The sequence below is a fragment of the Ornithinimicrobium sp. F0845 genome (genome assembly GCF_023015765.1).
Classification (GTDB): Bacteria; Actinomycetota; Actinomycetes; order Actinomycetales; family Dermatophilaceae; genus Ornithinicoccus.
In genome coordinates this window covers 483,660-503,207 of record NZ_JALKAL010000002.1, presented here as the reverse complement: position 1 = coordinate 503,207, position 19,548 = coordinate 483,660, and the positions used below count along the sequence as shown (strand labels likewise).

Here is a 19,548-nt window from a genome sequence, read left to right as displayed (position 1 = left end):
AATCGCCGTCGATGTGACGTCATGGGGCTCGCACCAACGGCGAGTCGCTCGCACCAATGACGGATCCCGCGGACGCCGGCCGGCATACCTGCCGTGTCCGGCGCCGGCGGACGCCGGCCGGGGCGCCCGGCATACTTCCGTGTCCGGCGCCGGCCTCAGCGCGCGACGCGCCGGGGGAACAGGTAGGCCGTGAGCACCGCGGCCACCGCGATGATGCCGACGCACCAGGCGATGGCGACCAGCGCGTCCGTGCCGGGGGAGGTGCCGGCGAAGAGCGCGCGCGTCGCCTCGATCACCGGGGTGATCGGCTGGTGCGCCGCGAAGCCCTGCAGCCAGCCCGGCATCGTCGCGACGGGCACGAACGCGCTGGAGACGTAGGGCAGGAACAGCAGCACGAAGCCGTAGCCGTTGGCCGCCTCGGGGGAGTGGGCGACCAGCCCGAGCATGGCGAAGACCGCGGTGATGGTCAGGATGTAGAGGGCCAGCAGACCGACCGCGCCCGCCCAGTGCAGGGCTCCGGCGTCCGGGCGGAAGCCGATGAGGACCGCGACCAGCAGCACCACTCCGGTGGCCAGCAGGTTGCGGGCCAGGCTGGCGGCGACGTGCCCGACGAGCACGGTGGCGCTGGGCACGGGCATGGTGCGGAGGCGGTTGATCGTGCCGGTCGTCATGTCCTGGCTGACCCCCACGGCCGTCGAGGCGGCGCCGAACCCGGCGCAGGTCAGCACGATCCCCGGCACGACGTAGTCCAGGTAGTCCCGGCCGGTGCTGATCGCACCGCCGAAGACGTAGGTGAACATCAGCATGAGCATCACCGGCAGCACCACCGCCATGAGCAGTGCCTCCACGTCGCGCAGGCTGTGCCGGGTGGCGCGTCCGACGAAGACCGAGGAGGCGGTGAGTATGCCGGAGCCCGGGCTGGGTGCGCGGGTCGCGGTGGGCGTGGGTCGGGTGGGCAGGGGCTGCGCGGTCATAGGGTGGTCTCCAGGATCTTGTCGGTCTCCTCGGTGGTGTTACCGGCCGGGCCGCCCTGCGGGGCGTGGCCGGTGAGCTGCAGGAAGGCGTCGTCCAGTGTGGGTCGGTGCAGCTCGAGGCGCAGTGCCGGGTCGGCCGCGGCCAGTTCGGCGCTGACCCGCGCCAGGTCGGCCGCGGTGCCGTCGGTGGGCACCTCGCGCACCACCGTGCCGGCGCCGTCGAGCGCGCGCACCCACTCGCTGCCGACCATCCCCTTGAGGTGTGCGGCGCTGCCCATGGCCACGATGCGACCCTGGTCCAGGACCGCGATCTGGTCGGCCAGCTGGTCGGCCTCCTCGAGATACTGCGTGGTGAGGAAGACGTTAGTGCCCTCGCTGGCCAGGGAGCGGATCTGCTCCCACAGGGTCAGACGGCTGCGGGTGTCGAGGCCGGTGGTGGGCTCGTCCAGGAAGAGCACCTCCGGCGGCCAGATCAGGCTGACGGCGAGGTCGAGGCGACGTCGCATGCCCCCGGAGTAGGTGCGGACCGCACGGCTGGCGGCCGCCTCAAGGTCGAACCTGGCGAGCAGCTCGTCCGCGCGGTGCCGCGCGTCGCGGCGGCCGAGCCCGAGGAGGCGCGCCATCATCACCAGGTTCTCGCGCCCGTTGAGGACGTCGTCGACGGCGGCGAACTGACCGGTGACGCTGATCCGGTGCCGGATCTGCCGGGCCTCGCCGCGGGTGTCCAGGCCCAGCACCCTGACGCGTCCCTCGTCGTGGGGGACCAGCGTGGTCAGGATGTTGACGAGCGTGGTCTTGCCGGCGCCGTTGGGCCCGAGCAGCGCGTGGACCCCGGGCCCGAGCGACAGGTCGAGTCCGCACAGCACCTCCGTCCTCCCGTAGGACTTGCGGACGCCGGCCACCTCGATCACCGGCGGGTGTGTGATGGTGTTGTCTGTGTATGACATAAACTGAGTATGACATACACAGCGTGGGACGTACACAGTTATTTGACTAGACTGGTCTTATGGCTGGTGAGAAGACTGACAGCGGTGTGCCGAGAGTGGTGGCCATCGCCTGGGGCGCGCACGCGGTGCCCCAGCGCGGACCCAGCCGGGGGCTGAGTCACGAGAAGATCGTGAGACGGGCCATCGAGATCGCCGACGAGCACGGGTTGGGCGCGGTGACCATGCAGCGCGTGGCCGAGTCCCTGGGCTTCACCACGATGTCGCTGTATCGGTATGTCGCGAACAAGGAGGAGCTGCTCCTGCTCATGTGCGGGGCGGACTGGCTGCTGCCGCCCCGGGAGGAGAGCGGGGACGACTGGCGCGAGAACCTGCGCCACTGGGTCGCCGAGCTCCGGAGCATGTATCGCCAGCACCCCTGGCTGCTCGAGGTCCAGCGAGGGCCGGTGTCGGTGCTCCTCCCCGGAACCATGGAGGTCGTCGACCGCGGCATGGAGGCGGTGCGCGCGTTGGAGCTGAGTGAGCAGGAGATCATCAGCCTCGTGCTGGTCGTCAGCTCCTACGTCGGCAGCTTCTCCGGCCTGGAGCGCGACCTCGCCGAGCAGGAGGACCTGGAGTTCGGGCCGGAGGCGATGGCTGAGCTCGGTGAGGTGATCACGGCCGAGCGACTGCCCTACGCGGCACCCTTCTTCCTGGCCGGCAACTACGCCGGTGGGCCGGTGCTCGAGGAAGAGTCGGGCGTGGACATGGAGTATGAGTTCGGGCTGGAGCTGCTGATCGAGGGGCTCGCCGCCCGGCAGGCCGCCCGCAAGCGCGACTAGGCTCCAGGCCGCTCGATCCGCCCCGGCGCACCCAGGTCGGCGCGGTCGGCCGCGGACGTGCCGGACACCCAGCCCTCCGCATCGAAGGAGGCCCTGCTGCGCGACTTCTGCAGCCGGGGGAAGCGCTCGGCGACGGCCTCCTCAACGGCATGGTCGCGCTCGGCCAGCACCCGCACGAGCGCCGTGCGGTCCAGCTGCTGCCGGGTGCGCGCATCGCCGTCCCGCGTGGCCCCGGCGTCCAGGTGCCCAGCGTGAGCGGTCTTGCGCGGGCTCTCCTCGCCGGTCTCGTCCTGGCTCTCACAGCCGGTCTCGTCCTGCGCCTCCTGGGCAGCCGTGTGCAGGCGCTCGCCGATCCGCACCGCGAAGGCGGTCAGGAAGCTGTTGCGGAAGGACCGGGTGCGGCTCTGTCCGGTCCAGTGCTGCCGCGACCCCTCGGCGGTCATGGCCGCGGTGGCCTGGACCATCAGTGAGGTGAACAGCAGCTCGACGGCACGCAGGTCGGTGGGGAAGCCGACGACCGTGCTGGAGCCGAGACCCTTCTGCCACACCGCCTTGCACCGGTTGGCCTCGGCGATCGCGGCGACCAGGTGGAAGCGGGCCGACTCGTAGGGACGGTCGATGCCGACCCGGATCGCTGCCGGACCGTCACTGCCGCCGCCCTCTCGGTCAAGCAGGGCACGGTCGATGCTGTGCCGGGTCATCAGCTTCTGCGCCGCCGCGGTGAAGGTCTCGGCCTCCGCGGCATAGGGCGTCGACTCGGCCTTGGCCAGCATCATCCGCACCTTGCTCAGCAGGCGCTGGTCGACCTCTGGCCCAGGCGTCGACCGTGCGGTGGCTTGGCCAGGGCGGGGGCTGAGCTGCTCGATCGCTGGTAGGACCTGGAGAGTCACCTCCAGCGCGGCAGCAGCCTTGGCCACTGCCGGCCAACCGCCCTTCGCGCGAGCGGCTCGGGCCGTCACCGGGTCCTCGTCTCGGCGCCACCACACGGACGCCCCGATCTCCTCCAGCTGGGCGTGCCATCGATCATCCACCGTCACCGCCGAGTAGCGAGCCAGGTCCGCTGCCATCACATCGCCCAGCAGGTCCAGCGCGAGCGGCCCGTGGTCGCGGACGGCGCGGTGCAGGTCCATCGGCTCCCACCCCCTGGCCCACACCCGCTCGATCAAACCTCCCAGGGCTCCCAGATCTCCGGCGCGGTGCACCCCATCTCCGGCGCGGTGCGCTCCGGCGGTGGCCGACGACATACTCTCTCCTCCCTCGTGGTGCCCCGCCCCCTCGGCGACGCAGACCCCACGGTGGCACGAACGGCCGACAACCGGATCCGGTCCTGTGGATAAGTTGCTGTCGCGCTGCAGGCGGGCGTCGGCCTGCGCACGTCGGCGAGCAACACGAAGAGGTTTGTGGGTCGGTTGGCGAGGACTCTGCCGCTCGCTCTGTCGGTGCATGCGTGGCATCGGGCCAGATCCAGGAGGTGGGTCGGCGCTCAGTGTCGCAGCCCTGGAGAGTAAGTCAAGAGACCTCGCGGCCCACCATTGCTCGTGGGCGGTCTCAGCGTCAACAGTCGACCCGCGGTCGCGTTCTGCGCAAACGGACTCATCGGCCCCTTGCCAGCCCGTGATCCCGACGTTACCGCCAGCCATCGGAGCCGTTGGTCCGCGGAGTCGGTCCGACCTTCCCTATCGCTGAGCCCTAGTTCCGCGCAGCGTTCTGACCTGCAGTGTTGGCTCTCATGTGTATGATCACGAGGCACTGTCGGACGTCTGTTCTAGCTTTGGTGTCTCAGGTAGAGAACCGACTCAGCGGTTGGGGGCAGCGACATGGCGACTGTGACGACCGCGACCGCACAAAACGCGGGTCCAAGCGCGGGTCGAAGCGCGGGTCGAGGCGCTGCCTCGGCGCGTGTGGGTGCCCCGGTGACCGCTGCGGAGCTGACTGCGTTCACCCGTCGGCTCGCCGGTGGAGCGGGCCTGAAGGAGTTGGTCGACGTCCCCGCAGCGGATCTCTGCGACGTCATCACCGGCCTGGAGGGCGTGAAGAACGCCGCGGCCGCCGCGCAGGCCCGGGTGACCGACACCGTCGTCACCAAGCTGCGTGAGCAGGCCGTCGCGGACGGTGTCCCGCGTAGGCGGGCGGACAAGGGACTGCGCAAGCAGGTGGGCCTGGCACGCCGGGAGTCACCCCATGCCGGGTCTCGCCACATCGGCTTTGCCCGGGCCGTGGTGCACGAGATGCCCAACACCCACGCGGCGATGACCGAGGGCCGGCTGACCGAGTGGGCCGCGATGGAGCTCGTGCGAGAGACTGCCTGCCTGACCAGCCAGCAGCGCTCCATCGTCGATGCCCGTCTCGCGGATCGCCTCCGGGTCGACTCACAGAAGGCGCTCGTGGCCGCGGCCCGGGCCCTGGCCTACGAACTCGATCCCTACGCCTTCACCAACCGTGGACGCAAGGCCGCCAAGGACCGTCGGGTGACCGTCCGGCCGGCACCGGAGGTCATGTCGATCGTGTCTGGTTACCTTCCCGTGGCCCAGGGCGTCGCCTGCTACAAGGCGCTCGATGAGTCGGCCCGGTCTCTGAAGGCCGCGGGCGACGAGCGCAGCCTCGACCAGCTCCGCGCCGACCTCTTCATGGAGCGGCTCACCGGTCAGCGCGCCGCTGACGACTGCAGCATCGAGCTCGGTCTGGTGATGACGGACAAGGCTCTCCTGGGCCTGGACGAGACGGCCGCACGGCTACACGGCTTCGGCCCCATCCCAGCTCCCCTGGCCCGCGACGTGGTCCGCGGCCCGGGCAACGGCGGCGCCTGCGCCACGACCAACACCAGCGACACCACCGGTGCCACCTCAGCCGACCCCGAGGGCACCGACCCGCACTCCACCAGCACGAAGGACACCGACCTGGACTCCACCGGCACGAAGTCCACCGACCCGGACTCCACCGGCACGAAGTCCACCGCCCCGGACTCCACCGGCACGAAGTCCGCCGGCACGGAGGGCGCCGAGGCCGGCAAGCTCGCGCGCACAGCCCGCGTCTGGCTCCGCCGGTTGTACGCCGATGCGGTCACCGGGGTCCTCACCGGTCAGGACCAACGCCGACGACTCTTCTCCGGACCCCTGCGTCGCTTCCTCGTGGCCCGGGACCAGGTCTGCCGCACCCCGTGGTGCGATGCACCCGTCCGGCACGCCGACCACGTCCTGGCCTTCGCCCGCGGTGGCGCGACCACCGAGCACAACGGCGAGGGCACGTGCCAGGCGTGCAACTACGACAAGGAAGCACCAGGGTGGCGCCACGAGACGGTCGAGTCACGCAAAGGGCTCCACACCGTCCAGGTGAGGACACCAACAGGCCACACCTACCAGTCGCACGCGCCGCCGCTGCTCCCCACACTGGGCCTGGCCCGCGCACGGCCACCCGAGTCCGGGTTCCACCACCCCGGCGCACCACCCGTGCCACCGACCACGAGCGCCTCGATCTCAGACATCACCGCACTCGGACACACCGTGCCTGCCAACCTAGCCCCACTACGACCCGAAGACGTAGCCCAGTTCCTGCGCATCACCCGATCTCACTGTGCCTGAGGGAGGTCCGATGGCCAGGGGGCCCTCAGCGCCGTCGCGACAGTCCTGGCTGCCCTGCTGGTCCTGACGGGATGCTCCACACGACGAGGACCGTCAGCGCTGACGCCCGGACCGAGAGGACCGGTCGCCGTTTGTCGCGACGAGAACACCGTCCCCCAGTGAGTTGCTGCCCGCGGACTCGACCCAACAGACGAGGTCCCCGCCGAGAGCCCCAGGAGACGATGACCGCGCCACCCCGGGACGCCTTCCGCGCCTACGCGGTGCGCCGCGGCACAACCATGTGCCTGGCAGGACGGTGGCGAGACACCCGTCGGAGGATGTCAGGTCAGAGCACGCGCTCGAAGAGGTGGAACTGGCTCAGGTCGGAGCCCTCGTAGCGCAGCGTGTGCACGCCCAGGTCGGTGAAGCCGTGGCGGGAGTAGAGGCGTCTGGCGGGGAGGTTCTCGACATAGGTGTCCAGTCGGACGGCGCGGCAGCCCTTGTCCCGTCCCACCTGCAGGGAGGCGTCGACCAGGAATCGGGCGACACCTTGGCGCAGGAAGTCCGGGTGGACGCCCAGCGCGTGGATGATGAGGGCCTCGTCGGCCCCGGCCTCGACCCGCCAGGCGGCGCCCTGATAGGCCGCTGGGGCGTGGTGGTCCAGGACCATCACGCCCGCGATCCGCTCGTGCTGGTCGGGGGCGTCCGGCTCGTCGGCAGGTGCCCCCGTGACCGCCAGATAGAGGTCGCCGGCCACGACCCACCGCTCGACCTCGGCGGGCGTCGGGTGGTTCTCGGAGTGCCAGTGCGGGTAGTCGACGGTTGCCCCGAGGTGCTCGATGATCCGCCGGTAGGCAGCCTGAGCTGCTGCGGTGTCCTCGGGTCCAGCCAGCCGCAGGCTCAGCGGCTGGTCACGGTCGGTGCTTCGGTCCATCGGCCGCACTCTACCGACGGACCGGTCCCGGTCGCCGTGCCATCGGTTGAGGAGGGCACGGCGACCTGGTGAGGGGATCAGCCGTTGTCCTCGGGCACCAGCTCGAAGAAGGTCAGCTCGACCTCGGCTCCGTCCACGGTCTCGACCTCGATGGTCACCGTGGGCTCGTCTCGCTCCCCGTGGCCGGTGCGCCCGTCGGCGTGGTCGAAGCGCACCTGCTGACCCCGGGACTCGGCGGTCCACGTCGAGAACCAGCCGTCGCGCAGCAGCAGCTGGTGGGCCGGCAGGATGCCGGTGATCACCGACTCGTCCGGGTCCGGGACCAACTGCTCGACGGGTGTGCCGTCCAGGGCCAGCCGCATCCGGGAGACCCCGGTGGACTCGATCCAGATGCTGAGATCGGTGCTGGAGGGCACCGTCACCTCGGCGCGGCCATCGGCGTCCAGGTCGCTGGTGCTCACCGTGGCCACCTCGCGGTAGACCACGGCAGGGCCGGGCATGCGGGTCAGCTCGCTCGGCCGCTCGCCATCGACAGGGCGGGGCAGGACGGCCTCAGCCGAGTCGCTGGTGCCGATCGGGTCCGCGGACTCCTCGAACGGGTAGTCCTCCCACACGCGGGGGGTGTAGGCCGCCAGCGTGACCGGCTCCGGGCCCACGCCGACCGTCACGTCCACCGGCTGGCCCTCGACCAGACCAGGGACCCTTGCCACGTTCAGCCACTCCATGCCTGGGCTGCACTGGACCGGGGTGGAGCCGATCCGGACGTCGACCAGCGCCGCCTCGGCGCTGCACTCCGTCACCCAGATGAGATGGTCGGGGTCCACGTCGCCCAGCTCGATCTCGAAGGTCGAGCCGCTGGCGGGGACGCTGACCGCGGTCACCTGCTCATAGCCGTAGGCGAGGGCCGGCAGCGCCTCGGTCGGTTCGACAGGGGCCGGTCCCGAGGTGCCTCCGGCGTCCGGGCCGCCTGCGGGCTGGTCGATGCCGACCTGCCAGGCGTCGCGGGGGAAGGCGGCCCGGGCGGCCACCGTGACGGTCTCGCCCTCGCTGACCTGGATGCCGTGGGCTGCCAGTCCCGAGGGGCTCAGGTCGAACTCCCGGGTGCTCGCGCTCGCGGTCCACGTGAGCCAGTAGCCGCCCCTCAGGTCCGGGTCGGCGTGCTGCCACGGCCCGGCGCTGGCCGGCTGCGCAAGACCCTCACCGTCGTTGGTGATCACCATGCCGTTCACCGCCACGAGCAGCCGACCGGGCTCACCGGCCCAGGTGGTCAGCACGGTCCCCTCGCGAGTCGGCACCGACACCGCGGGCATCAGGTAGCCCTCGGCCGCCTCGCCCAGGTGGTCGAGGTGCACCTCGGTGGTCGCCGGGGTCCCGGCGTCGAGGACCACGTCCGCGGTCGGCGGTTCCGTGGGCTCGGTCTGGTCGGGGTAGGGGAACTCGGAGGTGCTCGCCTCGCGGTAGAGGCCCACGACCACCGTCGTCGCCGTGCCGGGGCCGGCCGCATCCTGGGCGGCATCCTCCGGCAGTCGGTTGATCCCGATGTCGCCCGACAGCTCGGGCAGCGGCATGGGGGTCATGACCTCCGGAGCCTGCGGGGTGAGGCAGCCGATGGGCACGCCACTGTCCGGCTCGTCCGCCGGTCCCACCCCGACGACGAGAGAAGGCGCGCCCTCCGAGGCGCCGGTGCACCACGCGACCGCGTAGCTGGGCCCGACGAGCGGCTCGGGGTCGAGGATGACGACACCATCCTCACTGGCACCCAGTTCGACGGTCTCCACCAAAGCCAGCCCCGCGGCATACTCCGGTGGGTTGCCGTCCACCAGTTCCCAGGTGTTGGCCGGGTGCATGGTGCCGGTCTCCTCCTCGCCCAGGCCCTGGCTCAGCGCCCAGCCTCCGGCGGCGACCAGCGCGACCGCGGCGGCTGCCGCGACCAGGCGGGGAGTGCGGCTGCCCCGGTCCCTCCCGGTGGCGATGTCGTCCTGGACGCCCCGCAGCAGCTCGTGCGGGTCGGGTGCGTCGTAGCGGTGCGCGGTCTGCTCGAGGGACTCGCGCAGGTCGGTGATCGTGTTCATGACCGATCCCTCCCGGTCGGTGTGGTGGACGGAGGCGCGGTCTCGTCCAGGTGCTCGCTGATGCGCAGGGTCGCCAGGGCCTTGCTGTGCTGGGACTTCACGGTGCCTGCGCTGGTGCCCATGGCCTCGGCGATCTGCGCCTCGGTCAGGTCGTGGAAGTAGCGCAGGACGACCACGGCGCGCTGTCGCGGTGGCAGGGCGTCGATCGCGTGCCCCAGCGTCTCCCGGTCGGTGACCAGGCGCGCCGGGTCAGTCGGCGCGCTGCGCAGGCGGTCGTGCACCGGCTGCTCCGGCAGCTGCTCGGTCGGGTGCTCCCCGGTCCACCGGCGCGACCGGTCGGTCAGGAACTGGTTGAGGATCACCTTGCGGGTGTAGGCATCCGGCTCGCCCTCGATGCGGTCCCAGCTGCGCCATACCCTGGTGAGCGCGGTCTGGAGCAGGTCCTGGGCGGAGTGAGGGTCGCGGGTCAGCAGGACCGCGGTCCGGAACAGCGAGGAGCTGCGCCCCATCACGAACTCGGTGAATCCTGGTGGTGCGACCGGCTTCGGGCTGGTCCTGCTGCGTCTGCTCATCCTCGCCTCCCTTGCCTACCCGACCCGGTGGCTCGGCACAAGGTTGCCTCAGGCGTCGCGCCGGATGCTGGACACCTCGGCCGCCACCTCGTCGAGCAGTTGTTGGAAACCGGGCTCCTCGACGGGGAAGTGGCCGCAGCCCTCGAGCCGCACGGACCGGGTGGGCCCAGCGAGCCGGGCGAGGAAGCTCTCGCTGAACTCGGGCGCAGTCCACCGGTCCTCGCCGGGATGCAGCAGTATGACGGGAGGCTGGGCGACCCGGCCGGGTCCCGTGGCGCGGCCGATTGCGGTGGCGTGGTCGGTGGCCATGGGGGACAGGGCGGGTCGGGAGTCCAGGAACGTGCGGTACCAGCCCAGGGGCATCGCGCCCCGGCCGCCGTGACGGTCGCGCAGCACCTCGGCGGACAGCGCGGGGGAGTTCGAGATGGTCGCCATCGGTGTCAGCCACCGGATCGGCAGGAGGACGTTGGCCAGCGGGCCTTGGGCCAGGCGCAGCAGCGGGAGTCCGACGGTGGCCAGCCAGGGCCAGCGCACGATCTCCGCCCGGACCTCCGGGCGGCTCACGTCCAGCAGGCAGGTCACGACCACCCGGTCGGCCAGGCCGGTGGAGAGGGCGGCGTCGAGGGCAAGCATCCCGCCCATGCTGGCACCGACCAGGACGAGCGGACGGTCGTCGTGCTCCCGCTTGACCAGGTCCTCGAGCACCTGCTGCCAGTGGGGATAGCGGACACAACCGCGCGGGCCGGCGACCTGACTGCTGCGGCCGTATCCGGGCAGGTCGAGCACCGTGACAAGCGTGCCCAGCAGGCTGAGGTGTGCTGCGAAGGGCCACATCGCCGCGGCGTTGCCGCCCGCGCCGTGCACCAGGATCATCCGGACCCGTGCGTCGTCGTCGCCGACGTGTTCGACGTTCAGGAGCCACTCCCCACGACCGTCGCGGTCACGCCACCGCCACGTCGAGCGGACCCGGCGCACCGGCCGGGGGAGCGGCCGGACATACGGCTCGTAGCGGGGGTCCTCCGCCGCCAACCCCGACCCTTTGTCCGTGCCCCCGGCATGTGCACGGCTTCTACTCATCGCCGAACGACATCGTGAGTAGTTCCCGGGCACGTGCCTGCGTCATGACCCGACCGATGAGTAGGGTGAGGCGGCCGCGGGCCTGCCCCACGGCATACTGCCGATCAGTCCTCGTCCTCGGCGTTGATCATGAAGTTGGCGGCGTGCGACATGTAGCCGCGCATCAGCTCGTCGTCCATCGGGTCGAGGTCGAGGGTGTCGATCGCCGCGAACATGTGCTTGAGCCACCGGTCCCGCTGGGTCGGCGTGACCTTGTAGGGCGCGTGGCGCATCCGCAGGCGGGGGTGGCCGCGGGTCTCGGAGTAGGTCTTCGGGCCGCCCCAGTACTGCTCGAGGAAGAGGCGGAGCCTGTCCTCGGCGGGGCCGAGGTCCTCCTCCGGGTACATCTCCCGCAGCGGCGGGTCCTGCGCGACGCCCTGGTAGAACTCGTGGACCAGCTTGACGAAGGTCTCGTGGCCGCCGACGCGGTCGTAGTAGGTCTCCTGCTGCTCCAACTCTGCCTGACTCACGCCTCCAGTGTCTCAGGCCTGGCCTCCGGGAGAGCCATCCGCCTGATCAGGCGAGCCAGGACCGGCCATGAAGGCAGGTGTCCTGCGGGGCATCTGACCTGCTCACCGCCGTCTCGACGTGCGCAGGCAGCGCCCCGCCCCTCAGCCGTCGACAGTATGCGGCGGGGCCGGCTCCGGTGCCGCGCTCGCCTGCGCGGCTGCTTGCCTGGGCAGGAGCACCAGGGAGAGGATGACGACCACGCCCGTGGCGACGACGAGCAGCCGGTAGTCGATGATGCCGAGGACGGCCGCTCCGGCGAGGGTGACCAGGGTCTGGGGCAGGTTGATCGCGATGGCCGTGGCCGAGCCGGTGCGTCCCTGCAGGCGTGGTGGGGTGAGCCGCTGGCGCAGGGTGATGAACGAGACGACCGACCAGGTCACGCCGAACCCGCCGACGGCCAGGCCCGCGACGACCAGGACGAGGCTGCTGGTGGCGAGGGGCAGCAGGGCCAACGCCAGGAGCAGGACGCCGATGCCGAAGACGCGGACCTCACCCCAGCGGCCGATGAGGGCTGCCGCGGTGAGACCGCCGAGGACCGCGCCGACGCCCTGGACGCTGATGAGCGGGCCGAGCGCCTCGGCCGGCAGGCCCAGGCCCTGCTCGATCGCGGGGAAGACGGCGACGTTGACCAGGCCGGTGGCGCCGAACGCGATCGCCACCACGATCGTCAGGCGGCCCAGCACCGGGATGGCCGCGAGGTGGCGGAAGCCGGCGGTGAGCTCGGTCCAGTAGGTGCCACGCTGTTCGGAAGTCTCCGGCTCGGACTCGGTGACCTTCATGGTGGCCAGCAGACCGGCGGCGATGAGGAACGCCACGGTGGTCAGAATGACGACCGCGTGCGGTCCCCACACGGCATACAAAGCGGTGCCGACGAGTGGAGAGATCAGACGGAGGGCCTGGTCGATGCTCGACAGGAGCCCGTTGCCGGAGGCGAGCTGCTCGTCGGGGAGCAGGTCACGCACCAGGCCGGTCTGGGCCGACGCGGTGAGATAGGCGACCGCGGCGTAGACGAGGACGACGGCGTAGATCCAGGCGATCTGATCGGCCGAGTCCACCACGAGCAGGGTCGTCACGACGCCCGCGACCAACAGGTTGGCGATGACCAGGAGCCGCTTGCGGGAGTAGCGGTCGGCGATCTGGCCGAGGAACGGGGCCAGGAGCGCGGGGAGGCCGAGCATCGCGAAGGTCAGGGCGGCCGCGCTGTCGGAGCCGGTGAGGTCCTTGATCCAGACCGCGAGCATCAGGTAAAGGGCGCTGTCGGCGATGTTGGTGAAGACCCAGGCGGTGGTCAGCCGGCGGAAGCCTGGGTCCTGCAGTGCGGCGGGTCCGCGACGGACGGCGGATCCGCGACGGGCGGCGGGTGCGGTGTCCGGTGCGCTCATCACTGGCCCTTCGGGTCGGGCGCGGTTGGGTCGGGGTTGACGGCGGCGAACATGCGCACCTGGCGGGCGCCCTCGGGGCGCAGGGCCGGGTCGTCGCTGCGGCCGGCGAAGCGCTCGTTGAGCCTGCGCAGGTCCTCGCTGTACTGCGCCGTCTCCTCGGCCGTGGCCCAGAACGAGCCGGACGTCACCGTCGAGGCATTCATCCAGTCAAGGGTCTCGCTCGAGAGGTCTGCGAGATAGGCCCGCACCCGCTCGGTCTCGCGCAACACGTGCAGAGCTGCCACCTCGGCGACGGCCGTGACCGAGCCCGGCTGGTCAGCCCCGGGCCGCAGGTCATAACCACCGGCGACGACCCGCCACGGCTTCTCGCGGCCGCGGGACTCGGCCCGCTCGATGTAGCCGTACTTGGCGAGCATCCGCAGGTGGAAGGAGCAGCTGGCCACGGACTCCCCGGTGTGCTCCGCGCACTGTGTCGCCGTGGCGTCCTCGACGGTGCCGAGGAAGTCGAGCAGCTCGAGGCGGACCGGATGCGCCAGGGCGCGGATGCGTTCGGGGTCGGAGATGCGCTGGTCGGGGTGTGGCATGACTCCATGATGCATCCTAAAGAACTCTTGCGCAAGAAGTCTTTCGAATCATTAGACCTAGCGCGTCCCCGGACGTCAGTCAGCCTCGTGGGGACGTCTGAGGTCACTGGGGCGTACAAGGATGACCCACGGCGCGGCGTCGGTGGGGCACACGCGGTCCGCTCGGTCGTCTAGGGCATGCCATAGGGGAGTGGGGGGAGGCTGACGTCCTCGGCGTCGAACATCGCCTTCTCGCGCTCGCGGATCTCGCGGGCCAGGGCGAACTGCTCGCCCGGGAGACTCTTGGCGAACACTCGGATCGTCATCGTGCCGCCGGTGATCGACTCCACGCCGGCCACGGTCGGGGGCTCCACGAGCTTGGGCGACCACTCGGCCTCCTCCGCGAACTCGGCGAGCACGCCCTTGACCAGGTTGATCACCCGCGCTGGGTCCTCGGACGCCGCGACCTGCAGGTCGATCGTCGCCAGGGCCCAGCCCTGGCTCTTGTTGCCGACCCGGATGATCTCCCCGTTGCGGATGAACCACACGACGCCATCACTGTCCCTGAGCCGGGTGACGCGCAGCGTGACCTCCTCCACCGTGCCGGTGGCCTCGCCGGCGTCGATGACGTCGCCCACGCCGTACTGGTCCTCGATGATCATGAAGACGCCGGACAGGAAGTCCTTGACCAGGGACTGTGCGCCGAAGCCCAGTGCGATGCCGCCGACACCCGCGCTGGCCAGCAGCGGTGCGAGGGGGAGGCCGACGAGCGCCATGATCGTGAGGACCGCGATGGTCGCGATGATGAAGGTCGCGATGCTCCGCAGCAGAGACCCCAGCGTCAGCGCCCGCTGCCGCCGACGGGTGTCGAACCCGAGCAGCCGCTCGGCGCCGCTGGCCTCGTTGGTCTCGGCCCGCCGCACCGCGTTGTCGACGACCGTGCGGATGGCCCGGTGCGCCAGCCAGCGGATGATCAGCGCGAGGAGGATCGTCAGGACGATGAGCAGGGGTGCACCCAGGAGCCAGGTGCCGAACTCGGACCAGGTGCTGAACGGCATACGGCCCATTGTCACTCAGCACCCCCGTGCGGCTGGCAGACTGGCCGGACACCACGCAAACCCGCGCCGCACCGACGAGCGCACCCCGACCCGAGAGGCCCACCGTGACACCAGCCCTGCCCACACCCCTGGTCGAGCTTGCCGGGGGACACGGCGTCGCCACGGAGTTCTGGGACTGGCAGGGCAACCACCGGCAGGTGGAGGAGTCGACGGTCCGGGCGGTGCTCGGGGCGCTCGGGGTGGCCGCCGGGGACGAGGCGCAGGTGCGGCAGAGTCTGGCGGACCTGCGCGAGGCGGAGTGGCGACGGGTGCTGCCGCCGGTCGCGGTGGTCCGGGCGGGCCGCGTCCACCGCATCCCGGTGCACCTGCCGGTCGACGTCGAGTTCACCGCCCGGGTGCGGCTGGAGGACGCCGGCGTCCTGGACCTGGAGCACGCGCGCGGGACGGTCAACCGGGAGGTCGACGGCGCCACGGTGAGCCAGTCCGAGGTGCTGGTGCCCGGCTCGCTGCCGCTGGGCTGGCACCAGCTGGAGCTCGTGGTGACGACCGGTGAGCGCAACGGCAGCGGAGATACCGCAACCCACACGATGCCGTTGGTCCTCGCCCCGCAGCGGCTGGAGCTGCCGGAGTTCCTGCAGGCCGAGGGCGAGCGGGCCTGGGGGACGATGACCCAGCTCTACGCGATGCGATCGGCGGAGTCGTGGGGCACCGGCGACCTCGCGGACCTCGCCGACCTGGCCGCCTGGTCCGCCGGGCTCGGCGCGGACTTCGTGCTGGTCAACCCGCTGCACGCCGCCGAGCCGACGCCGCCCATGGAGCCCTCGCCCTATCTGCCGACCACCCGCCGGTTCGTCAACCCGATCTACATCCGGGTCGAGGACGTGCCGGAGGTCGCCTACCTGTCCGCGGCCGAGCGCCAGCTGGTCGAGTGGTTCGCCGACGACGCCCAGCGCTACCTCGATGTCGACCGGCTGGAGCGGGACGCGGTGTTCGGCGCCAAGGAGGCCGCCCTGCGCCTGGTCTTCCGGCAGGGTCGGTCGATGCGGCGGCAGCGCGCCCTGCACGATTTTTTCGAGCGAGAGGGTCAGGGGCTGGTCGACTTCGCGACGTGGGCGGTGATCTTCGGCATCCACGGCCCCGACTGGCGGGAGTGGCCGGCCGAGCTGCGCGACCCCCAAGACCCTGCTGTCACTGCCTTCCGCGAGGAGTATGCCGAGCAGGTCGAGTTCCAGTGCTGGATGCAGTGGGTGCTGGCCGAGCAGCTGGGAGCCGTGCAGCGGGATGCCGTCGAGGCGGGGATGCGGCTGGGCGTGATGCACGACCTGGCCGTGGGGGTGCACCCGCACGGCGCGGACACCTGGGCACTGGGGGACGCGCTGGCGCGCGAGGTGACCGTCGGCGCCCCGGCGGACCAGTACAACCAGCTCGGCCAGAACTGGTCCCAGCCACCCTGGCGGCCGGACAAGCTCGCCGAGCTCGGCTACGCGCCATACCGGGACATGATCCGCGCCGTGCTGCGCGACGCGGGCGGGCTGCGGGTCGACCATGTCATCGGGTTGTTCCGGCTGTGGTGGATCCCGGAGGGTGTGGAGCCGCGGGAGGGCACCTACGTGAGGTACGACCACGAGGCGATGGTCGGCATACTCATGCTGGAGGCCCACCGGGCCGGCGCGGTGGTGGTGGGCGAGGACCTGGGGACGGTCGAGCCGTGGGTGCGCGACTACCTGACCGAGGCCGGCATCCTGGGCACCTCGATCCTGTGGTTCGAGAAGGACTATGACGGGGACGGCGGGCTGCTGCCGCCGGAGGGTTATCGGGAGCTGTGCCTGGCGACGGTGACGACGCATGACCTGCCGCCGACCGCGGGCTACCTGCAGGGGGTGCACATCGACCTGCGGCACTCGCTGGGCCTGCTGGACCGGTCGCTGGAGGAGGAGAAGGCCGTCGACGAGGCGGACCGCGAGCAGGTGCTGGCCGACCTGCGCCGGCGCGGGCTGTTGCGGGAGGACGCCGGGGTCGCCGAGCAGGTCGAGGCGCTGCACCGGTTCCTGTCGTTCAGCAGCGCCAAGCTGGTCGGGGTGTCCGTGAGTGACCTGGCTCAGGACACGCGTGTCATCAACCAGCCCGGGACCGATGAGGAGTACCCGAACTGGCGGATCCCGCTCGCCGGCCCCGAGGGTCGACCGGTGATGCTCGAGGAGCTGTTCACGTGGCGGTCGGCCCGGCGGCTCGCGCGGACGGTGTCGCGCGAGGCGTGAGTGCGCGGCCGCCGGTCAGTCCTCTCCGTAGAGGACGTCCAAGCCGGGCGTGGGCGGGCAGACCGCCTCAAACTCCTCGACGGAGGAGTATGGTCCGGCTCCCCCACCAGTCGTGATCTCCATGCGCGTCCGGTGGCCTCACGTTAGGCGTCGCGCACCTGAGCTTCGAGCGCGCGCGCGACGGTGTCGCGGTTCTCGGCGACGGTGCGGCGCAGGCCCGAAGGGGCGTCGGGGTTGGCGTCGAGCCACGTCGAGGTCGCGTCCAGCAGGCGCTGGTCGGCCAGCGCCATCGGATAGAAGCCAACGGCGATGGACTCGGCGATGTGGTGCGTCCGTGCATCCCAGACCGAGGCGATCTGCTCGTGGTAGCGCTCCACGAAGGGCACCAGCAGCGCGGTGTCGTGGACCCTGCCGAAGCCCAGAGCAGTGGCGGCGAGCACCGCGTTGGGCAGCTCGTCGCCCTCGACGGCAGCGTGCCACGCCTCGGCCTTGGCCTCGGCGGTCGGGCGCGCGGCCAGTGCTCGCGCGGCCTTCTCGCGGCCGGTGGCGGTGTTGTCCCGCTCCCGCTCGGCGGCGATCGCGGCCTCGTCGGCGGCGCCGGCGGTGGCCAGGGCGGTGACCAGCGTCCAGCGGATGTCCTGGTCGACCGTGAGGCCCGACAGGGTCTGCTCACCCGACAGCAGCGCCCGCAACAGGGCGACGGACTCCTCGGACCGGGCGAAGGAGGCCCACGCGGTGACCAGCTGCAGCTGGGCGTCGGAGCCCGGCTCTGCGGCGCGGGTCGAGGCCAGCAGCGAGGACTCCACCTCGGCCAGCACCTCGGCACGCCCGGCCGGTGCGGTGTAGGTGAGGGCAGCGGTCGACACCTGCTGGATCAGGACGCGCAGCAGGGTCGACTCGGTCTCGAAGGCGATCGCCTGCAGGCCGAGGCGGACGTAGTCGGTCGCTGACATCTCGGCGTCCCGGGTCATGTCCCACGCGGCGGCGAGCACCAGCGAGCGGGGGAGGGACTCCACCAGCGCCCGCGGCTGCGCCAGCGCGGTGGCCAACGAGATCTCGTCGAGCCGGATCTTGGCGTAGGCCAGGTCGTCGTCGTTGACCAGGAGCAGGGCCGGCATCGGGCGACCCACCAGGTCCGGCACCTCCGTGGAGGCACCGTCGACGTCGAGCTCGATGCGGTGGGTGCGCACGAACGCACCGTCCACCAGGTCGTAGCACCCGACGGCCAGTCGGTGCGGCCGCAGCGTCGGCCACTCCTCCGGCGCGGTCTGGCTGATCGACGCAGCGGTGATCACGCCGTCGGCCACCTCCAGGACCGGCGTCAGGGTGTTGACCCCGGCCGTCTCCAGCCAGAGCCTGCTCCACGAGGTCAGGTCACGGCCGGAGGTGGCCTCCAACTCGGTCAGCAGGTCGGCCAGCGTCGTGTTGCCCCAGGCGTGCTTGGCGAAGTAGGCCCGCAGCCCGTCCCGGAACGGCTCGCGCCCGACATACGCGACCAGCTGCTTGAGCACCGAGGCGCCCTTGGCGTAGGTGATGCCGTCGAAGTTGACCTCGACGGCGGCCAGGTCGACCATGTCCGCGGCGATCGGGTGCGTCGAGGAGAGCTGGTCCTGGCGGTAGGCCCAGCCCTTCTCCGCGGTCGCGAAGGTCGTCCACGCGTCCTTCCACTCGGTGGCCTCGGCCTGGCAGGTGGTGGAGGCCCACTCGGCGAAGGACTCATTGAGCCACAGGTCGTCCCACCACTTCATCGTCACCAGGTCGCCGAACCACATGTGCGCCAGCTCGTGCAGGATCGTCAGCGCACGGCGCTCGATGATCGACTCGGTGACCTTGCCGCGGAAGATGTACTGCTCGACGATGGTCACGCACCCGGCGTTCTCCATCGCGCCCATGTTGTACTCCGGCGTGAAGATCTGGTCGTACTTGGCGAACGGGTAGGGCTGGTCGAACTCCGCCTCGAAGAAGCCGAAGCCCGCCTTGGTGCAGTCCATGACGTTCTCGGCGTCGAGGTACTGACGCATCGACCTGCGGCAGAACACCCCCAGGGGGATGGTCCCGGCACGGGTCTCCACCTCGTCCCGCACCACGTCATAGGGACCGGCGACCAGCGCGGTGATGTATGACGAGATGCTGGGTGTGGCCTCGAAGGTCCAGGTCGCGATGTCGCCGGGTTGCGCGTCGGCGTCGGCCGGGTCGGTCTGTCCCGCACCGGGCCTGCTGCCCGCGGCGACCGGCTCGGGCGTCGGCTGGTTGGAGATGACCTGCCAGTGCGCGGGGGCGGTGACGGTGAACTGGAAGGTGGCCTTGAGGTCGGGCTGCTCGAAGACCGCGAAGACGCGGCGGGAGTCCGGGACCTCGAACTGGGTGTAGAGGTAGACCTCGCCGTCGGCCGGGTCCACGAAGCGGTGCAGACCTTCGCCGGTGTTCATGTAGGCACCGGTCGCCTCGACCGTGAGGGTGTTGCGCTCGGCCAGTCGCGGCAGGCGGATCCGGGAGTCGGCGAAGTGCTCGGCCGGGTCGAGGGACTCACCGTTCAGGACGATCGAGCTCACCGACGGGGCGACCAGGTCGATGAAGGACTCCGTGCCCTCCTGGGCGCCGAACTCGACCGTGGTCACCGTGCCGAAGGTCTCCGGGCCGGTCGTGAGGTCCAGCGCCACGGCATACGAGTCGGTGGTGATGACCGCCGACCGCGCGGCTGCCTCGTCACGGGTGAGGTTCTGTCCGGGCATGCGAGGGCTCCTGTGCTCTGCGTCGATGGCGAGGGTCGCGTGGGGACGGCGACGT

Annotated in this window: 15 protein-coding genes; 3 read left to right on the top strand and 12 right to left on the bottom strand. The window is 71.1% G+C overall.

Annotated elements, in window-relative coordinates; translation table 11 throughout:
• Positions 1–155 precede the first annotated feature (155 nt).
• Both MWU75_RS05605 and MWU75_RS05600 read right to left on the bottom strand, forming a co-directional pair.
• Positions 156–974: an ABC transporter permease gene (locus tag MWU75_RS05605; protein ID WP_247088790.1), complete on the bottom strand. Its 819-nt coding sequence runs from the start codon at positions 972–974 to the stop codon at positions 156–158.
• On the bottom strand, positions 971–1,921 hold the full coding sequence (locus tag MWU75_RS05600) for an ATP-binding cassette domain-containing protein (protein ID WP_247088789.1): 951 nt from the start codon (positions 1,919–1,921) through the stop codon (positions 971–973). Before MWU75_RS05600 ends, MWU75_RS05605 begins: the two co-directional genes overlap by 4 nt.
• 59 nt (positions 1,922–1,980) lie before the next feature.
• On the opposite strand from MWU75_RS05600, the gene MWU75_RS05595 reads away from it, so the two are divergent.
• A complete protein-coding gene (locus tag MWU75_RS05595; protein WP_247088788.1) occupies positions 1,981–2,739 on the top strand; it encodes a TetR/AcrR family transcriptional regulator in 759 nt (252 codons plus the stop codon).
• Here MWU75_RS05595 and MWU75_RS05590 read toward each other — a convergent pair.
• Positions 2,736–3,983, bottom strand: a complete 1,248-nt coding sequence (locus MWU75_RS05590; protein ID WP_247088787.1) for a DUF2786 domain-containing protein — start codon at positions 3,981–3,983, stop codon at positions 2,736–2,738. The two genes, MWU75_RS05595 and MWU75_RS05590, sit on opposite strands and share 4 nt — an antisense overlap.
• 669 nt (positions 3,984–4,652) lie before the next feature.
• Here MWU75_RS05590 and MWU75_RS05585 point away from each other — a divergent pair.
• Positions 4,653–6,317 (top strand): HNH endonuclease signature motif containing protein, encoded by a 1,665-nt coding sequence (locus MWU75_RS05585; protein WP_247088786.1) that lies wholly within the window; start codon positions 4,653–4,655, stop codon positions 6,315–6,317.
• A gap of 325 nt (positions 6,318–6,642) precedes the next feature.
• On the opposite strand, the gene MWU75_RS05580 is transcribed toward MWU75_RS05585, so the two are convergent.
• The 8 genes from MWU75_RS05580 to MWU75_RS05545 form a co-directional block, all read right to left on the bottom strand.
• Complete coding sequence (locus MWU75_RS05580; RefSeq protein WP_247088785.1) at positions 6,643–7,230, bottom strand: GNAT family N-acetyltransferase; 588 nt, start codon at positions 7,228–7,230, stop codon at positions 6,643–6,645.
• Between the two features lie 77 nt (positions 7,231–7,307).
• Positions 7,308–9,302: a hypothetical protein gene (locus MWU75_RS05575; protein ID WP_247088784.1), complete on the bottom strand. Its 1,995-nt coding sequence runs from the start codon at positions 9,300–9,302 to the stop codon at positions 7,308–7,310.
• Positions 9,299–9,874: a SigE family RNA polymerase sigma factor gene (locus MWU75_RS05570; protein ID WP_247088783.1), complete on the bottom strand. Its 576-nt coding sequence runs from the start codon at positions 9,872–9,874 to the stop codon at positions 9,299–9,301. Before MWU75_RS05570 ends, MWU75_RS05575 begins: the two co-directional genes overlap by 4 nt.
• A 48-nt stretch (positions 9,875–9,922) precedes the next feature.
• Entirely contained in the window at positions 9,923–10,903 is a 981-nt protein-coding gene (locus tag MWU75_RS05565; RefSeq protein ID WP_247088782.1) for an alpha/beta hydrolase, read from the bottom strand.
• A gap of 152 nt (positions 10,904–11,055) precedes the next feature.
• Positions 11,056–11,460, bottom strand: coding sequence for a globin (locus MWU75_RS05560; protein WP_247088781.1), 405 nt, complete (start codon positions 11,458–11,460; stop codon positions 11,056–11,058).
• A 141-nt stretch (positions 11,461–11,601) separates the two neighbouring features.
• Positions 11,602–12,882, bottom strand: a complete 1,281-nt coding sequence (locus MWU75_RS05555) for an MFS transporter (protein WP_247088780.1) — start codon at positions 12,880–12,882, stop codon at positions 11,602–11,604.
• Positions 12,882–13,466, bottom strand: coding sequence for a winged helix-turn-helix domain-containing protein (locus MWU75_RS05550; protein ID WP_247088779.1), 585 nt, complete (start codon positions 13,464–13,466; stop codon positions 12,882–12,884). The genes MWU75_RS05555 and MWU75_RS05550 overlap by 1 nt, the downstream gene beginning before the upstream one ends.
• Positions 13,467–13,636: 170 nt before the next feature.
• A complete protein-coding gene (locus MWU75_RS05545) occupies positions 13,637–14,503 on the bottom strand; it encodes a mechanosensitive ion channel family protein (RefSeq protein ID WP_348647740.1) in 867 nt (288 codons plus the stop codon).
• 104 nt (positions 14,504–14,607) lie between these two features.
• Here MWU75_RS05545 and malQ point away from each other — a divergent pair, with 104 nt between their 5' ends.
• Positions 14,608–16,761, top strand: coding sequence for a 4-alpha-glucanotransferase (gene malQ / locus MWU75_RS05540; protein ID WP_247088778.1), 2,154 nt, complete (start codon positions 14,608–14,610; stop codon positions 16,759–16,761).
• A gap of 143 nt (positions 16,762–16,904) precedes the next feature.
• On the opposite strand, the gene pepN is transcribed toward malQ, so the two are convergent.
• A complete protein-coding gene (gene pepN, locus MWU75_RS05535; RefSeq protein ID WP_247088777.1) occupies positions 16,905–19,493 on the bottom strand; it encodes an aminopeptidase N in 2,589 nt (862 codons plus the stop codon).
• Between the last annotated feature and the right edge of the window lie 55 nt (positions 19,494–19,548).